Here is a 14,602-nt window from a genome sequence, read left to right on the forward strand (position 1 = left end):
TCAGTATGTACAAAGCATAGTTTGTGTTTGAAATGTGATCAAGTTTAAACTTTATATCTGTACTAAATAACATTTTTGTAATTAGTTTTCATCCATGCGCTCTGCTTCGGCTGTTTTGGTCTTGTCTTCTATTTCTATCCCGCGATAGGGCTCGCCCTCATCATCATGCAGTTGGTGGTCATACGCCGCTTGTAGACCGGTGTCCTCGATCACTTCTTCATCCCATTCTTGTTCGAGCTGGCGAGGATAGAGTGGGGAGATAATGGCAACCACAATACTGATTGACGCAAACAATGAAAAAGCATTCGCGTAACCTGTTTGCTCTATTAATAAGCCTAAAACGAGTGATCCAACCGCCTGGCCCAGTGATACGGCTAAAAACGGCAATACTGGCCCCAGTGACAGACGACCAGGAAGAAGGCGGATCCCTGTCATCAAGTACAATCCGGTTAAACTCATGTAGGCTAGGCCAAAGACTAATGCCGAAAATACGGTTAACAATAGGTTATTAGGGCTCGCTGCAATCAGTGCCATACTCGCGGCCAGCATCATTAACATTAACGAGTGGGTAATGGGTGGATTGTTGCGATCGGCTAGATCAGCGGCTATCGCGCCGCCGAGACCGGCAAGACCTACGGCAAACCATAACCACCCGGTCGCATCGGCAGGAAGCTCTCCCAGTGTGATGACCAAATCCGGTGCGAAAATCCAATACGCAGCAGAGACAAATCCCATTGCAAATGCAAAGAGTGATAAGCGCAGAAGTCGGGCCCATTGCAATCGGCTGATCGGGGGCGCAGGGGCAGCATCTGTGGGTGTGACAGGCGAGACAGATGGCAACATCCGCCAGGCGGCTACAATGCCAAGTGTCGCAAGTACTGCAAAAAACAAATAGGCCGTGCGCCAAGCCGATTCGAGCAGCAAGACTACAGGCACAGCAACGACGACACCAATGCTGGTACCCGCATTCATCACTGAACTGACTCTACCATGCAGAGCGCGATTAACGATAGCCTGCATGGCAGCGGTGAGGGCGGGCATCATCAAGCCGGTGCAAATGCCGCAAGCAAACACACCGACAGCTAGTGAGACACTGTTAGTCGATTGACTGATGACGGCGAGGCCCAGAGCGCCAAATAAACCAGAAACAATTGCAGTGATTCTTGCGCCAATGCGATCGGCAATCAGCGGCGCAAAACCAGTTGCGATCACAAAGCTAATCAACGGCAGGGCACTAATCATACCTATCTGCGAGGGGCTCAGTGCTAAGTCATCGCGGATCGGTGGGACGAACAGCCCGAATGCAAAGCGGGCTAATCCATAGCTTATGGCGATAAGTGCCGCGCCGAGTACCGCAAACTTGCTGCTAGATGGATAGGTCATGGGCCTCCTCATTCTTTGGCTCTGCCAGCTTGAATATTGCACCGGTTGGTGATGAGAAAATTGTTGTGGTTCATATCGGTTACGTCCAGCTTTTTGATTCGATAACATGGATCTTGGTTACTCAATAACCACAATAACCTTTCTTTTTGTAGCACATTAAGTTGGTTGGGGTTTGTTTAATATCAAAAGTAGTGTTTCCGTGTGTGCTAGGGTGAATAACCCAATTCTCCAGATGGAGTGCTTGAATGTTGTTAAATGTCACCGACAAACAAAAAGAAGATAAGATCCCACCATTATTCCGGTTGGGATTTCGGCCCTTCTTCCTCTTTGGTGCTCTTTACTCCTGTCTGGTCATTGTTATATGGAGTGGGCTGTACACCCATCCTGGGATGGTGTCACTCACRGTGCCTTCGCTTTGGTGGCATGCCCACGAGATGCTGTTTGGCTTTTCAATGGCCATTGTCGGTGGTTTTTTAATGACGGCGGTGCAAAACTGGACGGGTGTGCCAGGTACCCGGGGATCGAAGCTTTTCGCCATTTTTTCATTATGGCTGTTGGCGCGATTGAGCTTCTGGGTGGATGTCCCGATTTGGGCGAGCCTTGTACTTGATACCCTATTTATGGCCTGTGTGGCGTGGTCCTTGGGTTATCGCGTGGTAGTGACTAAGCGTCAACGTAATTATATTTTTATCCCCGTTTTGGCCATCGCGGCTTTACTGAACGCTTTGTCTTATGGTGCGTTGTTAGGAGAGGTTGCCCTGCCTATAAACCAAGTTTGGCACAGTACCTTGCTTTGGTTCATGCTGCTTATTAGCGTAATGGGTGGCCGTGTGATCCCGTTTTTCACGGAGAAAAAGTTGGGTATACAGGTGTCCAGCACACCTGTGTGGCTAGAGCGAGCGATTATCGCTCTGTTTGTGCTATTGATTGGCGTCACTTTGGTGTCCGGCACTGATAACATGGTCGCGCGTGGGTTGCTGCTCACAGCGGGTATTGCGCAATGTGTTCGGCTCTACCGCTGGAAAGGTTGGAAAGCGTACCAGGTGCCGATGCTGTTTTCGCTTCATCTATTTTATGTCTTTTTACCACTTGGATTGATATTAAAAGCGGTGGTGATTAACCCCTGGGCATCAAACCTTATCTGGCACTTATTCGCGATAGGTGCACTCGGGGGCGTTGTCCTGGCCATGATTGCGCGAGTCACGCTTGGCCATACTGGGCGCAATGTTTATCAGGGCCCCGCTGTTTCGTGGCTGTTCTATGCCTTACTTATTTCTGCACTCGTCCGAGTATTTGGCATCTGGTTTTGGCCGGTGTATACCCTAGAGCTGGTTGCTGCATCAGCACTGCTGTGGACGATTAGCTATGGCTGGTTTGCGGTGCGATTTGGCCCCATGCTGAGCCAAGCACGCGCAGATGGCGCGGCGGGGTAATGTATGACGCTTTACCGGACTGTGTTGGATTGATGCTAGGTAGTCTAACGCCTAATCATTGATGAGATGGCTAATATAGATGGAAGGCGTTTGTCAATTAGTAGGTTGTTTATTGTCGTTTTTTCTGGCGAACAACTAACATTAGACCTAATATGCAGTTACACACTTTAAAAGCGCTGTCTCATTTTTAATAATGATTTAAAAGAGGCAGAGTTTGATATCACCGTCTTCCCTTTTCGTCACCTTAGGTGGGAGATAGGGTGTCGCAAGCAGGTCGAATGGACGTCATCGCACGGGAACCATAATGAAGAAAACGAACTACTATGCATTGAAGTTGGCGTTTACCTATTTCTTTTTTGCGACTTTGTGGATCCTTTTTTCCGATCGCCTGGTGACAGCGTTGGCAACGAATCTAGAGATGCATGAATTAGGACAAGCATTCAAAGGGCATTTCTTTGTGGTGGTGACGTCGATGATGCTCTGGAGCCTGGCAAGAAGGAATCACTTGGCGTTAGAGCGAGCGAGTGACATTGATAGTGTCACAGGGTTGCACAGCCCTTCAGTGTTTATGCGTCATGTGGATACCTTGCTTGCCCCACAGGAGCAACAAACCTCGTATGTTTTGGTGATTATCGACATTGATGGGTTTACATCACTCACCAATAAACTTGGGTTTGAACGTACTAATCATCTGCTGTCTGACATGGCTCATGCCATTGAGGAATCAACGCTATTCGATAAACTTACGTCGCGCATCCACGCAGACCGCTTTGCCTGCCTTGTTGCGTTAGACGGTGCCAGCGATATGGCGCTCTATATTGATAGACTACACCGTGAATGTCATCGACATTTACAACGATACGAGCAACAGGCGACCTGTTCGATAGGGGTGGCGTTATTCGGACCAGATGGTGACGATGCTGCCACCTTGATGACGGCAGCTACGCGCGCGCTTAATGAGGCTAAAAAACGCAAAAACACCGTAACCTATCATGATATTCACTTAACCGAGCAAGCCCAAAAGCGCAGGCAGCTCGTTTCTGCACTCAGAGTTGCAATCAATAACAAAGAGATTGAGGTTGTCTTTCAACCGCAGTATCGCCTGACGTCAGGCGAGTTAAGCGGCTTGGAAGTATTGGCGAGATGGACCCATGAAACCTATGGTGTGGTGCCACCGAGTACGTTTATCACGCTCGCCGAAGAACAGGGTTTTTGCGAGGAGCTAACGGCGCTCGTACTCGAAAAAGCTGCCAATCAGCTACGCGATAGTGACCTGTTGGGAACTGTTATTCAGCGTGTGTCGGTAAATATTTCTGCGGTTGAGTTTAATAGCCAGAGTGCGATCCGGCGTATTGATGATTACTTGAAATTGAACCCAGAATTCGCGCGTTACCTGTGCCTAGAAATAACCGAAACCGCAGCACTTGATGATATTCTCGAGTGCGCGCGAGTGGTTGATACCCTCAAACGCCATGGCGTGGCCTTCTCCATTGATGATTTTGGTGTGGGATATACCTCTTTAGGGATGTTTAACCGAATCAACGTCGATGAAATCAAGATTGACCGCAGTTTCATCCACTCGATGGAAACCGACAGTCGTGCCAAAGCGATCACTGCAGGTATTATTGATATTGCCAAACGTCTAGAAATCAACGTGGTCGCTGAAGGTGTGGAAACGGCCACGCAGCTAGCATTGTTAAAAAGCTTTGGTTGCGAATATGTGCAAGGGTATTACTTGGGTTATCCTTCTACGCTATCCGAATTGAAAGTGGCGATGCCTGTCCGAAAGGTAAACGCTAACATAGATAACTCATAAAGCACCGCCAACATCCACTCGATAAATCACCTAAATATCATACACCAAGCTATCTTCCGCTAAGAATGGCCAATTGAGGCGGTGCGGCTCTGTGTCTGTGCCGTTGAAAAAGTATCCGCGGTGCGGCATCGCATACACGGTATCGCCCTTTTGATACGGTGCGGCTTGCCACGCATGATGAGTTAAGGTGGCCTCCCATAGTTGTTCACTCTCCCAGCCTTGTGGGGCGAGTGATACCCGTACCTCGGCACCAACCGGGTTGATAGAGACCACACGCATGGGCAGCGAGAGTTGACTATTGGGTTTATCAGCCAGGGTTAACTCATGGCTGCGCACATACAAACTGCCTGACTGTTGGGTGTGCGTGTTTAGTGTGGGTTGAATAAAGGCATTGCCATTTTGCCACGTGCCTTGCTGATAGTGGCCGGAAAAAACATTCACGTTCCCTAAAAAATCAAACACAAAGCGGCTTTTCGGCGCAGCATAAAGATCGACCGGACTGTCGACTTGTTCAATTTGCCCATTACTCATCACCACCACGCGATCCGAAAGCTCCAGGGCTTCGTCTTGGTCGTGAGTGACAAACACACTGGTAAAAGCCATTTCATCGTGTAGTCGGCGTAACCATTGGCGCAACTCTTTGCGTACTTGTGCATCTAACGCACCGAACGGTTCGTCGAGCAATAAGATCTCCGGCTGGGTCGCCAACGCTCGCGCCAGTGCGATACGTTGCTTTTGTCCGCCCGATAATTGCTCGGGATACCGTTGGCCCAGATGGCCTAACTGCACGACCTCAAGCAGTTGGTTCACCCGTTGCGTAATCGTGGCTGGGGAGGGGCGCTCGCGACGTGGCATCACTTGCAAGCCAAAGGCGATGTTCTCTGCCACCGTCATATGTTTGAACAAGGCGTAGTTTTGAAAAACAAACCCGACACGGCGATCCCGCACATGGACGCGGGTGACATCGCGCTCGCCAAATAGGATCTGGCCGCTGTTACTGCTTTCTAATCCGGCAATAATGCGCAATAACGTGGTTTTACCGGAGCCTGAGGGCCCAAGCAGTCCCATCATCTCGCCTTGCTCTATGGTAAGTGATAACGGCGATAACGCTTGGAACTGGCCAAAGTGTTTAGTGATGTTGTTCAGTTGAATACGCATGGCTTACGGCTCACTTTGGTTCGTTTGTAAGGTTAAGCGGGCAGGCGTTGACGCCCTGCTTTCATCCATCGGCGCGGTGCTGGCGTGTGCACGGTGTTGACGCCATTCCACCAAGGCTTTCAATGCCAAGGTAGCGAGTGCCATAAAGGCAAGTAATGACGCACAGGCGAAGGCTGCTTGAGTTTGGTAATCTTCGTAAAGAAGCTGTACCTGCAAAGGCAGGGTATTGGTTTGACCGCGAATGCTGCCTGACACCACTGCCACCGCGCCAAACTCACCGATGGCCCGGGCATTGGTCAAGATCACCCCGTATATCAGGGCCCACTTGATGTTCGGTAAGGTGACGCGTCGAAACAGTTGCCACCAAGACGCCCCTAAAATCACCGCCGCTTCTTCTTCGGCGTGCCCTTGCTGTTGCATCAGCGGAATAAGCTCGCGAGCAACAAAGGGGCAGGTGACAAAAATGGTGACTAATACAATGCCAGGCAGTGCAAACATCACTTGTAAATCATGCTCAAACAACCACGCGCCTAGCCAACCGTTACTGCCGTACAGCAGCAAATAGAGTAGACCGGCGACCACAGGTGATACCGCGAAGGGAATATCAATCAAGGTGGTGACCAGTTTTCGGCCTGGGAACTGAAACCGAGTTACCGCCCATGCGAGCATGACACCAAACACTAAGTTAACCGGCACCGTGATAACGGCAACCAATAGCGTTAACCCAATCGCATGGCGTGTATCGGGGGCAAGAAGGTGCTCAAAATAGGTACCAATACCGTCAGAAAATGCAATAGAAAAAATGCTCAATAAGGGAAGCACCAACACGAGCGCAACCAGTATCAGCATTAAGCCAATCAAACTACGTTTGATCCAAACAGAATCACCGATTCGGGCAGTGTGGGGAGTCATAAAGCTATCCTTAGCGACCGTGAATGCGTTTTAAGTAGCGACCTTGCCATAGGTTGATCGCAAACAGTAACGACAATGATGCCATCAAAATCACTGAGGCAATCGCACTTGCCGCTGGGAAATTAAACTCTTGCAAACGGACAAAAATCATCAAGGAGGTGATCTCGCTGACGTAGGGCATATTGCCAGCAATAAAAATCACCGCACCGAATTCACCCAGACTGCGGGTAAATGATAAGGCCACACCCACTAACAACGCTGGCTTGATGGTCGGCAGGATAATCCGCCAAAACACTGCACTGTCACTCGCCCCGAGCACAGTGCCCGCTTCTTCTTCCTCTTGGGAGATCTCTTCCAACACGGGTTGAACAGTACGCACCACAAACGGCAAGCTGGTAAACATCATGGCAATCACGATCCCAAGCGGCGTGTAGGCAACTTGGATACCGACGTTGGCAAGCACACTGCCTATCCAGCCGTTATCAGCGTACAGGGTGGCGAGCGTGACACCGGCAACAGCGGTGGGCAGAGCAAACGGCAAATCAACCAGCGCATCGACGAAGCGTTTGCCTGCAAAGTCGTATCGCACCAGCACCCAAGCAAAGAGTAGGCCAATCACACCGTTTAATAATGAGGCAATCAGCGCCGCGCCAGCCGTGACCTTATAACTGGCGACAATGCGTGGGTCCGTGATGGCAAACCAGTATTCTTGCCAACTCATCTGACTGGTCTGCATGATAAGGCCGCTGGCCGGTAACAGCAGGATCAAGCTGATGAACAGCAAAGATACGCCCAAACTGATGCCAAACCCGGGCAGCACGCGCTGCTGACGTGCTGCCCAAGGCATGAATTGGCGTTGATAAGATAGCGATGGCATAGCGTCTCAATACCTAGGAAACGTTAACGGCGTTGCAGTTGGTCGAGTTTTCCGCCACTGGCAAAGTGCGTTTTCATGGCCTGGTCCCAACTCCCTGCGATAGCTTCCACGGTCAGCAATTCGACTTCAGGGAAACGATCGGCATTGTCTTTGACCACGTCAGGGTGATGGACGCGGTAGTTAAAATCGGCCAATAAGCGCTGTGCTTTTTCGCTATATAGGTAAGACAAATACTCGGTCGCCAGCTCAGTGGTGCCGTTGCGTTTGGCGTTACGCTCAACCACGGCGACGGGGAACTCGGCCAAAATCGAGGTTTTAGGCACCACAATATCGTATTTATCACTGCCATATTGCTGGCGGATATTATTGACCTCTGATTCAAAGGTGACCAGCACATCACCAATACCGCGTTCAACAAATGAGGTGGTTGCGCCGCGGCCACCGGTATCAAACACCGCCACATTGGCGAGAAGCTGTTTCAAAAATTGGTCTTGTTGCTCGGTGTTGTCTTTTCCGAACGCCTTTTGCGCATAACCGAGTGCGGCAAGATAGGTATAACGTGCATTACCGGAGGTTTTTGGATTCGGGAAAACAGAAGCGACGTCGTCCTTGGCCAAATCATCCCAATTTTCAATATTCTTTGGGTTGCCCTTGCGCACCAAAAACGCGGTGGTGGAGTAGTACGGCGAGCTACTGTTGGGGAAATTCTCTTTCCAGTTTTTGTCGATCAACTTGCCGCGATCGTGCAGTACCTGCACATCAGTGACTTGGTTAAAGGTGACGACATCCGCTTGCAGCCCTTGCATGATGGCGCGCGCTTGCGCCGATGAACCGCCATGGGATTGCTTAATCGTTACGGAGTCGCCGGTTTTTTCTTGCCAGTGCTCTGCGAATAGTGGGTTGTAGTCGGCAAAAAGCTCCCTTGCGATATCATAAGAAGAGTTCAACAGTGTTTGTTCAGCGGCAAATACCTGTGCGCTGCTGGTGGCAAGTAGGGCCGACAGAGCCAGCGTTTTGAATACCTTCATTGTAATGTTCCTTAATGACCGGTTGATGCTTGTTCAACAAAAGAAGTCGCTATAAGTCACAGAATAAAAGCAATCATTAGGAATAAAAAACAGTTTTACTATAACCATTTTGTATATGTTAGTGACAATTTATCTGCGTGCCAGTGATAAACCCTTGTAACATGGCGTTTATAGACAGTGCCCCATGGCATGACGCCAGTGAAAAAGATAGGCAGAGGTAAGAGACGTGACTGATTTCCCAACGCTTGAAGACTACGTAGGACAAACACCCTTGGTACGCTTGCAGCGTCTAGGCGCTGATACGGGGAGTACTGTTTTGGTTAAACTTGAAGGCAATAACCCGGCCGGTTCGGTCAAAGATAGGCCCGCGCTGAACATGATTGTGCAGGCCGAAGCGCGGGGAGATATCCAACCGGGCGATACCTTGATTGAAGCGACCAGTGGCAACACCGGGATAGCGCTGGCAATGGCGGCGGCGATTAAAGGCTATCGTCTGATTTTAATCATGCCTGAAAATGCTACCCAGGAGCGCAAAGATGCGATGCGTGCCTATGGCAGTGAGTTGATTCTCGTCTCTCAAGCGTCGGGAATGGAAGGTGCGCGTGATTTGGCGTTATCCATGCAATCACAGGGCAAGGGCAAAGTGTTGGATCAGTTCAATAATCCGGATAATTTTCAGGCTCATGTGACTGGTACAGGGCCTGAAATTTGGCAGCAAAGCCAACAAAAAATCACCCAATTTATCGCCAGCATGGGCACCACAGGCACCATTGTGGGAACCTCAAAGTACCTAAAAACGCAAAACCCCGCGATTAAAACCATTGGTTTACAGCCTACCGAGGGGAGCGCGATTCCCGGTATTCGCCGCTGGCCGGCTGAGTATTTACCCGGCATTTACACCGACGAGCATATCGACGAGGTGATGGACATTTCTGAACAAGAGGCGAAAGAGACTGCGCGTGCCCTCGCCAGAGAAGAGGGTATATGTGCGGGGGTTAGCTCGGGTGGTGCGGTGTTTGCGGCCCTACAAGTCGCCAAAGCCGAACCCGGCTCTGTGGTGGTGGCCATTATTTGCGATCGCGGCGATCGCTATTTATCGTCTGGGTTGTTTTCTTAACCGTTCTAGCTAAAAGATCTAGGTCGTAATGATGAGAAAAAATTACTTAGTATGAGGGACAATGCAATAAACGCAAAAGTAGATGGTTTTCTAGGCGATTATGGAATCTTTTAATACAAGCTAGATGGTAATTAACTCTTTGTTATCAATGGTAATATGTTTTTTGTTACATTTTTCATTCTTCTAATGCTTATTAGTTAATACGCCTAATTATCGGATAAATAAAGATGCTCTACGCTTTACTGATATTACGCGACTAATAACGTAGTTCACATACTTTAAAATGTTCTTGTGGATTGGCTAGCCACTGAAGTAAAGAAGCATGAAAAGTAACGATATGGTCCTAGAGTTAACGGGGGAGCCACCATGATGTTTAATAAAACTAGACGCCTACTTACCGAAAGCGAGACAAACAGAGAACAACTAGAAATCGAGCTTGATGCCATCATAGAAGGTGTTGCCACCATCACCTTCTCTCCTGATGGAATTGTGCTCAGTTGCAATCAACTATTACTTGATATTATTGGTTACGAGAGTAATGAAGTGGTTGGACAGCACCACTCGGCAGTATGTTTTCCTGAAACGACAGAGTCCCAAGAATACCGCGATTTTTGGATGCGTCTCGGTCAGGGCGAAAGACAGAAGGGCGTTTTTCGACGCCGGCACAAAAATGGTAACGAAATTTGGATGGATGCGTCTTATTTTCCAGTTAAAGATAAAACCGGACGAGTGGTTAAAGTTCGCAAAATCGCGTCCGATGTGACGCGAGTCCACCAAGAAAAAGCCAAAAAAGAGGCGTTGTTTATGGCGCTCGACCGTTCCATGGCGGCCATCATTTTTACCCCCCAAGGCAACATTATCCATGCTAACGACAATTTTTTAGCCACAGTGGGATATGAGTTAGATGACATTGTAGGGCAGCATCATCGTATATTCTGCGACGCTGACTTTTATGAGCAAAATCCGAACTTTTGGGCAGAACTGGAAGATGGACAATTTAAGGGTGGACAATATCAACGGCGAGACAAATTGGGCAATGAAATCTGGTTAGAAGCCACTTATAACCCCATATTCGGTGATAGTGGGCGTGTTGAAAAGATCGTGAAATTTGCTTCCAACATCACTGCACGTGTGCAGAAAAGCCATGCAGTCTCTCAAGCCGCTGAACTCGCCCACCATTCGTCAGCCGCGACACTTCAACATGTTGAGGATGGTAGTGCTTTGCTCAAAGAAGCGGTCGATATCACTAGCCATGTCACTGAGAAAATGCAATCAACGGCTGAGCAACTCCACCAACTGACTGAGCACGCACAGAGCATTGAAGAGATTGTGACCACGATTAATCAAATCGCTGAACAAACCAATTTACTTGCTTTAAATGCTGCTATTGAAGCAGCTCGTGCCGGCGAGATGGGCAGAGGATTTGCTGTGGTAGCTGATGAAGTGAGAAGTTTAGCCAAACGCACCAGTGAATCGACAACACAAATCGCCAATGTTGTCGATGAAAATAGAAAATTGACCCATGGTGTGAGTGAGTCGATGGAAGAAGTGGCAGTAGAATCGGAGCAGAGCCGAGAAAAAATTGCCTCAGCGGAAACTGTCATGCGTGATATTTATGCCGGAGCTGAAGAGGTCTCTGATACAGTTCAACGTCTCGCTACTTAGCGCTAAACTCTGGCGCCCTGTCTAAAGCGGATATCAGGGCGCATCATCTCGTATGAGTCTATTTAAGTTTTTACTGGTGACGGTATTCGTGTTTGCTGAAGATAGGTTATGACGCGCATCCCGACTAGCATGCTAATCACAAATAGACCGATCGGTAGTGCGCCGGAGCCAATAGCCGTGATCGCCGGTCCTGGGCAAAGTCCGGCGAGTCCCCAGCCGGTGCCAAAGAGTAATGCGCCGCCGATGAGTTTTTTATCAAGCGTTTGCGTCTTGGGTAGACAAAATTGATCGGCCAGTACGGGGTTTTTCTGCCGACGTACGGCCAAAAAGTAGCCGGGAACAAAGACCAACAGCGCACCGCCCATCACAAATGCAAGGCTGGGATCCCACTGGCCGAATACATCCAGAAAGCCAATCACCTTCGCGGGATTGACCATGCCTGACACCATCATACCCACACCGAAGATAAAGCCTGAGAGTAGAGCAACAAGGCGAAACATAAGCGATAAACGTCCTTAAAAGTGTAAACGAACAAAAACAGTGACAAAGGCAGCACCCATAAAAGTGAGCGTTGCCACGATTGACCGTTTCGATAAGCGACCCATGCCACAAATGCCATGACCACTGGTACAGCCGTTACCTAATTTAGTGCCTATCCCGACCAGCAACCCCGCGAGTACGGCAACCATAGGTGTGAGTGCAGGCGCAAGGCTTGTGTAGTTGGGTAGTTCAAAACCGATAAATGGCATCAAGATGCCAGCACTGACCATCCCTAGCAAAAACAACCCTCGCCATTGAGCTTCACGGCCGTGTGATGATAACGCGCCTGACACAATACCGCTGATCCCGGCAATACGGCCATTAAGCGCTAATAGTGCCAGACAGGCTGCACCAACTAGCATGCCACCAAATAGGGCCTCCCATGGGATAGGGAACGTCATGATTTCCTCTCAATGACTCAAAACAGGTTACAATTAAATAATACAGGCAGCATACTGAGATTTGTGCATAAGTCAATTCTAATTTAGTTTAAGTTGTTTTAGTGGTTGGTGTATGCCTAAAATTGAAGACTTGGGCAATTTGAAAAAACAACGCCTCTAAAAAAGCGCGAGCAGATGCTCGCGCTTTTGGCTGACACTGAAGCCTCTCGTTCCTATGCCTTGGCAAACTTGTAGGTGCGATAGCCCCCAATTAAGTTGCGAGCTTTAAAACCATGATTGACTAACTGGCGGTAGGCGACGTTGCCTCTGAGACCGACCTGACAGTAAATCAAAATTTCTTTGTCTTTGGGCAGTTCATCGATGCGTCCACGCAGTTCGTCGACCGGAATATGGATATCACCATCGATATACTGACCGTTTTCGCGCTCGGGGGCATTACGCACATCCAGCAGCACTTGATCATCACGCAGTGCACCTAACTCGTGGTAATGAATCGCTTTAGCGTCACCCTTAATGAGGTTGGTTGCTACAAAGGCCGCTTGATTGATCACATCTTTAGCACTGCCATACGGCGGCGCGTAGGTGAGTTCTAGATGTTGGAGTTGCTCAACGGTCATGCCGGCACGTTGTGCTACGGCCATGACATCAATGCGTTTATCAAYGCCGTCTTTACCCACCGCTTGTGCGCCTAAAATGGCGCCCGTATCCGGGGCAAACAGCAGCTTAAATGAGACAATCTCTGCGCCGGGATAATAACCCGCATGACTGGCGGCGTGAACATAGACCTTTTGGTAGTCGATGTCAGCGTGCTTGAGTTGTTTCTCGTTTTGGCCCACTGAGGCGACCGCGAGATCGAATACTTTACAGATAGCGGTGCCTTGGGTGCCGAGATAATGCTCAGTGCTGCCTAGCATGTTGTCAGCGGCCATGCGTCCTTGACGGTTCGCTGGGCCAGCCAATGGCACCAACGTCGGCTTGTGAGTGACAAAGTCAATCTCTTCCACCGCATCGCCGACGGCGTAAATATCGGGGTCTTGGGTCTGCATGGTGCTGTTGACCACAATCCCGCCTTTTTCACCAATGGCAAGTCCCGCCTGTTGCGCCAGCGTGACTTCAGGCTTAACGCCAACGGCCATGATCAACAATTCAGTATGCAGCGTGTCACCATTATTGAGCGTGAGGCTCAGTGAACCTTCTAAGTGTTGCGGCTCACTCGGCTCGCCTGCATCATCACTGGCAACATGCGTGGTAGGAATAAACTCGGCGGACTCCAGCGCGGTGCCTAAACGTAAATCCACCTCTTGATCGCGAATGGTTTGATGGACAAATCCCGCCATTTCTCGGTCGACGGGCGTCATCACCTGATCGGCCATTTCCAACAGGGTGGTTTTAATCCCGCGTTGATGCAGCGCTTCCATCATCTCAAGGCCAATAAAGCCCCCGCCGACGACAGTCGCATGACTGGGATTATTCATATCAATGGTATGCAAAATCGCATCCATATCTGGAATATTGCGAAGCGAGTGAGTCAGCGGGTTATCTAAGCCAGGAATAGGCGGCATGATGGGGGCCGCACCTGGGCTTAACAGTAACTTGTCGTAACTTTCTTGATAATCGCTGCCATCGGCACGGGTGACGGTGATGGTTTTGGCCTCGCGGTTAATCGCGGTGACTGTGCTGTTGATGCGCACATCCACATTAAAGCGGGCGCGAAAACTGTCCGGGGTTTGCAGCAAGAGTTTACTGCGGTCGGTAATGTCACCCCCGATATGATAAGGCAAACCACAGTTAGCGAACGAGACGTACGGGCCACGTTCGAACATGATGATTTCCGCTTCTTCACTTAAACGACGGGCGCGAGCAGCGGCAGAAGCGCCACCGGCGACGCCGCCAATAATCACGATTTTGGTCATTATGACTCCATTAAGCGTTGCTTAGTCCAAGTTTTTTCAGGAAAAAGGCAGCCGGACAAATCCCTGTAAACGCACTTTGGATCAGGTTTACGCCAACGAAAACGGTTAGCCAAACAAATTGGCTATGAACTGTGAGGGTAAGCACGACAGAAAGTAGCACCATCATGCCAGCGATTACGCGTACGCCATTATCAATTGTCATAGCAAAACTCCTTTGCATCATCTACACGATTACCCGACAGACCGAACCGTTTTGGCTCGAACGCCTTCAGTGTTTGTCGGCACTGGGATTACTCTAGAAGTTGTGTTTAGAAAAGTCTAATAATAATTTACCTAAATTAGAATTGACTAAATAAAAT

General features: G+C 49.4%; 12 protein-coding genes and 2 pseudogenes. 5 read left to right on the forward strand and 9 right to left on the reverse strand.

The features are described from left to right. Nucleotides 1–81: 81 nt before the first annotated feature. Entirely contained in the window at nt 82–1,383 is a 1,302-nt protein-coding gene (locus tag BZG13_RS14415) for an MFS transporter (protein WP_077487109.1), read from the reverse strand. 245 nt (nt 1,384–1,628) lie between these two features. Here BZG13_RS14415 and BZG13_RS14420 point away from each other — a divergent pair, with 245 nt between their 5' ends. Together BZG13_RS14420 and BZG13_RS14425 are read left to right on the forward strand one after the other, a co-directional pair. After that, nucleotides 1,629–2,816: an NnrS family protein gene (locus BZG13_RS14420; protein WP_077487110.1), complete on the forward strand. Its 1,188-nt coding sequence runs from the start codon at nt 1,629–1,631 to the stop codon at nt 2,814–2,816. A 304-nt stretch (nt 2,817–3,120) separates the two neighbouring features. After that, nucleotides 3,121–4,632 (forward strand): putative bifunctional diguanylate cyclase/phosphodiesterase, encoded by a 1,512-nt coding sequence (locus tag BZG13_RS14425; RefSeq protein WP_077487111.1) that lies wholly within the window; start codon nt 3,121–3,123, stop codon nt 4,630–4,632. A gap of 30 nt (nt 4,633–4,662) precedes the next feature. On the opposite strand, the gene BZG13_RS14430 is transcribed toward BZG13_RS14425, so the two are convergent. The 4 genes from BZG13_RS14430 to cysP are packed head-to-tail and all read right to left on the reverse strand — an operon-like array spanning nt 4,663 to nt 8,607. Continuing rightward, the gene (locus tag BZG13_RS14430; RefSeq protein ID WP_077487112.1) at nt 4,663–5,790 is read right to left on the reverse strand and encodes a sulfate/molybdate ABC transporter ATP-binding protein; all 1,128 of its coding nucleotides are present in this window, start codon (nt 5,788–5,790) and stop codon (nt 4,663–4,665) included. 3 nt (nt 5,791–5,793) lie between these two features. Continuing rightward, entirely contained in the window at nt 5,794–6,702 is a 909-nt protein-coding gene (gene cysW / locus BZG13_RS14435; protein WP_077487113.1) for a sulfate ABC transporter permease subunit CysW, read from the reverse strand. A gap of 10 nt (nt 6,703–6,712) precedes the next feature. Continuing rightward, nucleotides 6,713–7,549, reverse strand: coding sequence for a sulfate ABC transporter permease subunit CysT (gene cysT / locus BZG13_RS14440; protein WP_077487119.1), 837 nt, complete (start codon nt 7,547–7,549; stop codon nt 6,713–6,715). A 53-nt stretch (nt 7,550–7,602) separates the two neighbouring features. Further along, entirely contained in the window at nt 7,603–8,607 is a 1,005-nt protein-coding gene (gene cysP / locus BZG13_RS14445) for a thiosulfate ABC transporter substrate-binding protein CysP (protein WP_077487114.1), read from the reverse strand. A 226-nt stretch (nt 8,608–8,833) separates the two neighbouring features. Here cysP and cysM point away from each other — a divergent pair, with 226 nt between their 5' ends. The 3 genes and pseudogenes from cysM to BZG13_RS15695 all read left to right on the forward strand — a co-directional run. Beyond that, nucleotides 8,834–9,724 (forward strand): cysteine synthase CysM, encoded by an 891-nt coding sequence (cysM, locus tag BZG13_RS14450; protein ID WP_077487115.1) that lies wholly within the window; start codon nt 8,834–8,836, stop codon nt 9,722–9,724. Between the two features lie 369 nt (nt 9,725–10,093). Beyond that, nucleotides 10,094–10,852 (forward strand): annotated as a pseudogene (locus BZG13_RS15690) (PAS domain-containing protein); the annotation flags it as partial. Nucleotides 10,853–11,014: 162 nt separating this feature from the next. Continuing rightward, a pseudogene (locus BZG13_RS15695) lies at nt 11,015–11,389 on the forward strand (methyl-accepting chemotaxis protein); the annotation flags it as partial. A gap of 62 nt (nt 11,390–11,451) precedes the next feature. On the opposite strand, the gene BZG13_RS14460 reads toward BZG13_RS15695, so the two are convergent. From BZG13_RS14460 to BZG13_RS14475, 4 genes are all read right to left on the reverse strand, one after another. Beyond that, nucleotides 11,452–11,889, reverse strand: coding sequence for a YeeE/YedE family protein (locus BZG13_RS14460; protein WP_077487116.1), 438 nt, complete (start codon nt 11,887–11,889; stop codon nt 11,452–11,454). Between the two features lie 15 nt (nt 11,890–11,904). Next, nucleotides 11,905–12,330 (reverse strand): YeeE/YedE family protein, encoded by a 426-nt coding sequence (locus BZG13_RS14465; protein ID WP_077487117.1) that lies wholly within the window; start codon nt 12,328–12,330, stop codon nt 11,905–11,907. A 212-nt stretch (nt 12,331–12,542) separates the two neighbouring features. Further along, on the reverse strand, nt 12,543–14,243 hold the full coding sequence (locus BZG13_RS14470) for an FAD-dependent oxidoreductase (RefSeq protein ID WP_077487118.1): 1,701 nt from the start codon (nt 14,241–14,243) through the stop codon (nt 12,543–12,545). Nucleotides 14,244–14,253: 10 nt separating this feature from the next. Next, entirely contained in the window at nt 14,254–14,445 is a 192-nt protein-coding gene (locus BZG13_RS14475) for a YgaP family membrane protein (protein ID WP_046075776.1), read from the reverse strand. Nucleotides 14,446–14,602: the final 157 nt, after the last annotated feature.

Source organism: Salinivibrio sp. ML323 (assembly GCF_001995745.1).
GTDB classification, from domain to species: Bacteria; Pseudomonadota; Gammaproteobacteria; order Enterobacterales; family Vibrionaceae; genus Salinivibrio; species Salinivibrio kushneri.

Bases quoted from the DNA above. Each gene is read 5' to 3' on its own strand.
- cysT (WP_077487119.1), bottom strand. From the start codon at position 7,549: ATGCCTTGGGCAGCACGTCAGCAGCGCGTGCTGCCCGGGTTTGGCATC.
- BZG13_RS14430 (WP_077487112.1), bottom strand. From the start codon at position 5,790: ATGCGTATTCAACTGAACAACATCACTAAACACTTTGGCCAGTTCCAA.
- cysW (WP_077487113.1), bottom strand. From the start codon at position 6,702: ATGACTCCCCACACTGCCCGAATCGGTGATTCTGTTTGGATCAAACGT.
- BZG13_RS14460 (WP_077487116.1), bottom strand. From the start codon at position 11,889: ATGTTTCGCCTTGTTGCTCTACTCTCAGGCTTTATCTTCGGTGTGGGT.
- cysP (WP_077487114.1), bottom strand. From the start codon at position 8,607: ATGAAGGTATTCAAAACGCTGGCTCTGTCGGCCCTACTTGCCACCAGC.
- BZG13_RS14465 (WP_077487117.1), bottom strand. From the start codon at position 12,330: ATGACGTTCCCTATCCCATGGGAGGCCCTATTTGGTGGCATGCTAGTT.
- BZG13_RS14425 (WP_077487111.1), top strand. From the start codon at position 3,121: ATGAAGAAAACGAACTACTATGCATTGAAGTTGGCGTTTACCTATTTC.
- BZG13_RS14475 (WP_046075776.1), bottom strand. From the start codon at position 14,445: ATGACAATTGATAATGGCGTACGCGTAATCGCTGGCATGATGGTGCTA.
- BZG13_RS14415 (WP_077487109.1), bottom strand. From the start codon at position 1,383: ATGACCTATCCATCTAGCAGCAAGTTTGCGGTACTCGGCGCGGCACTT.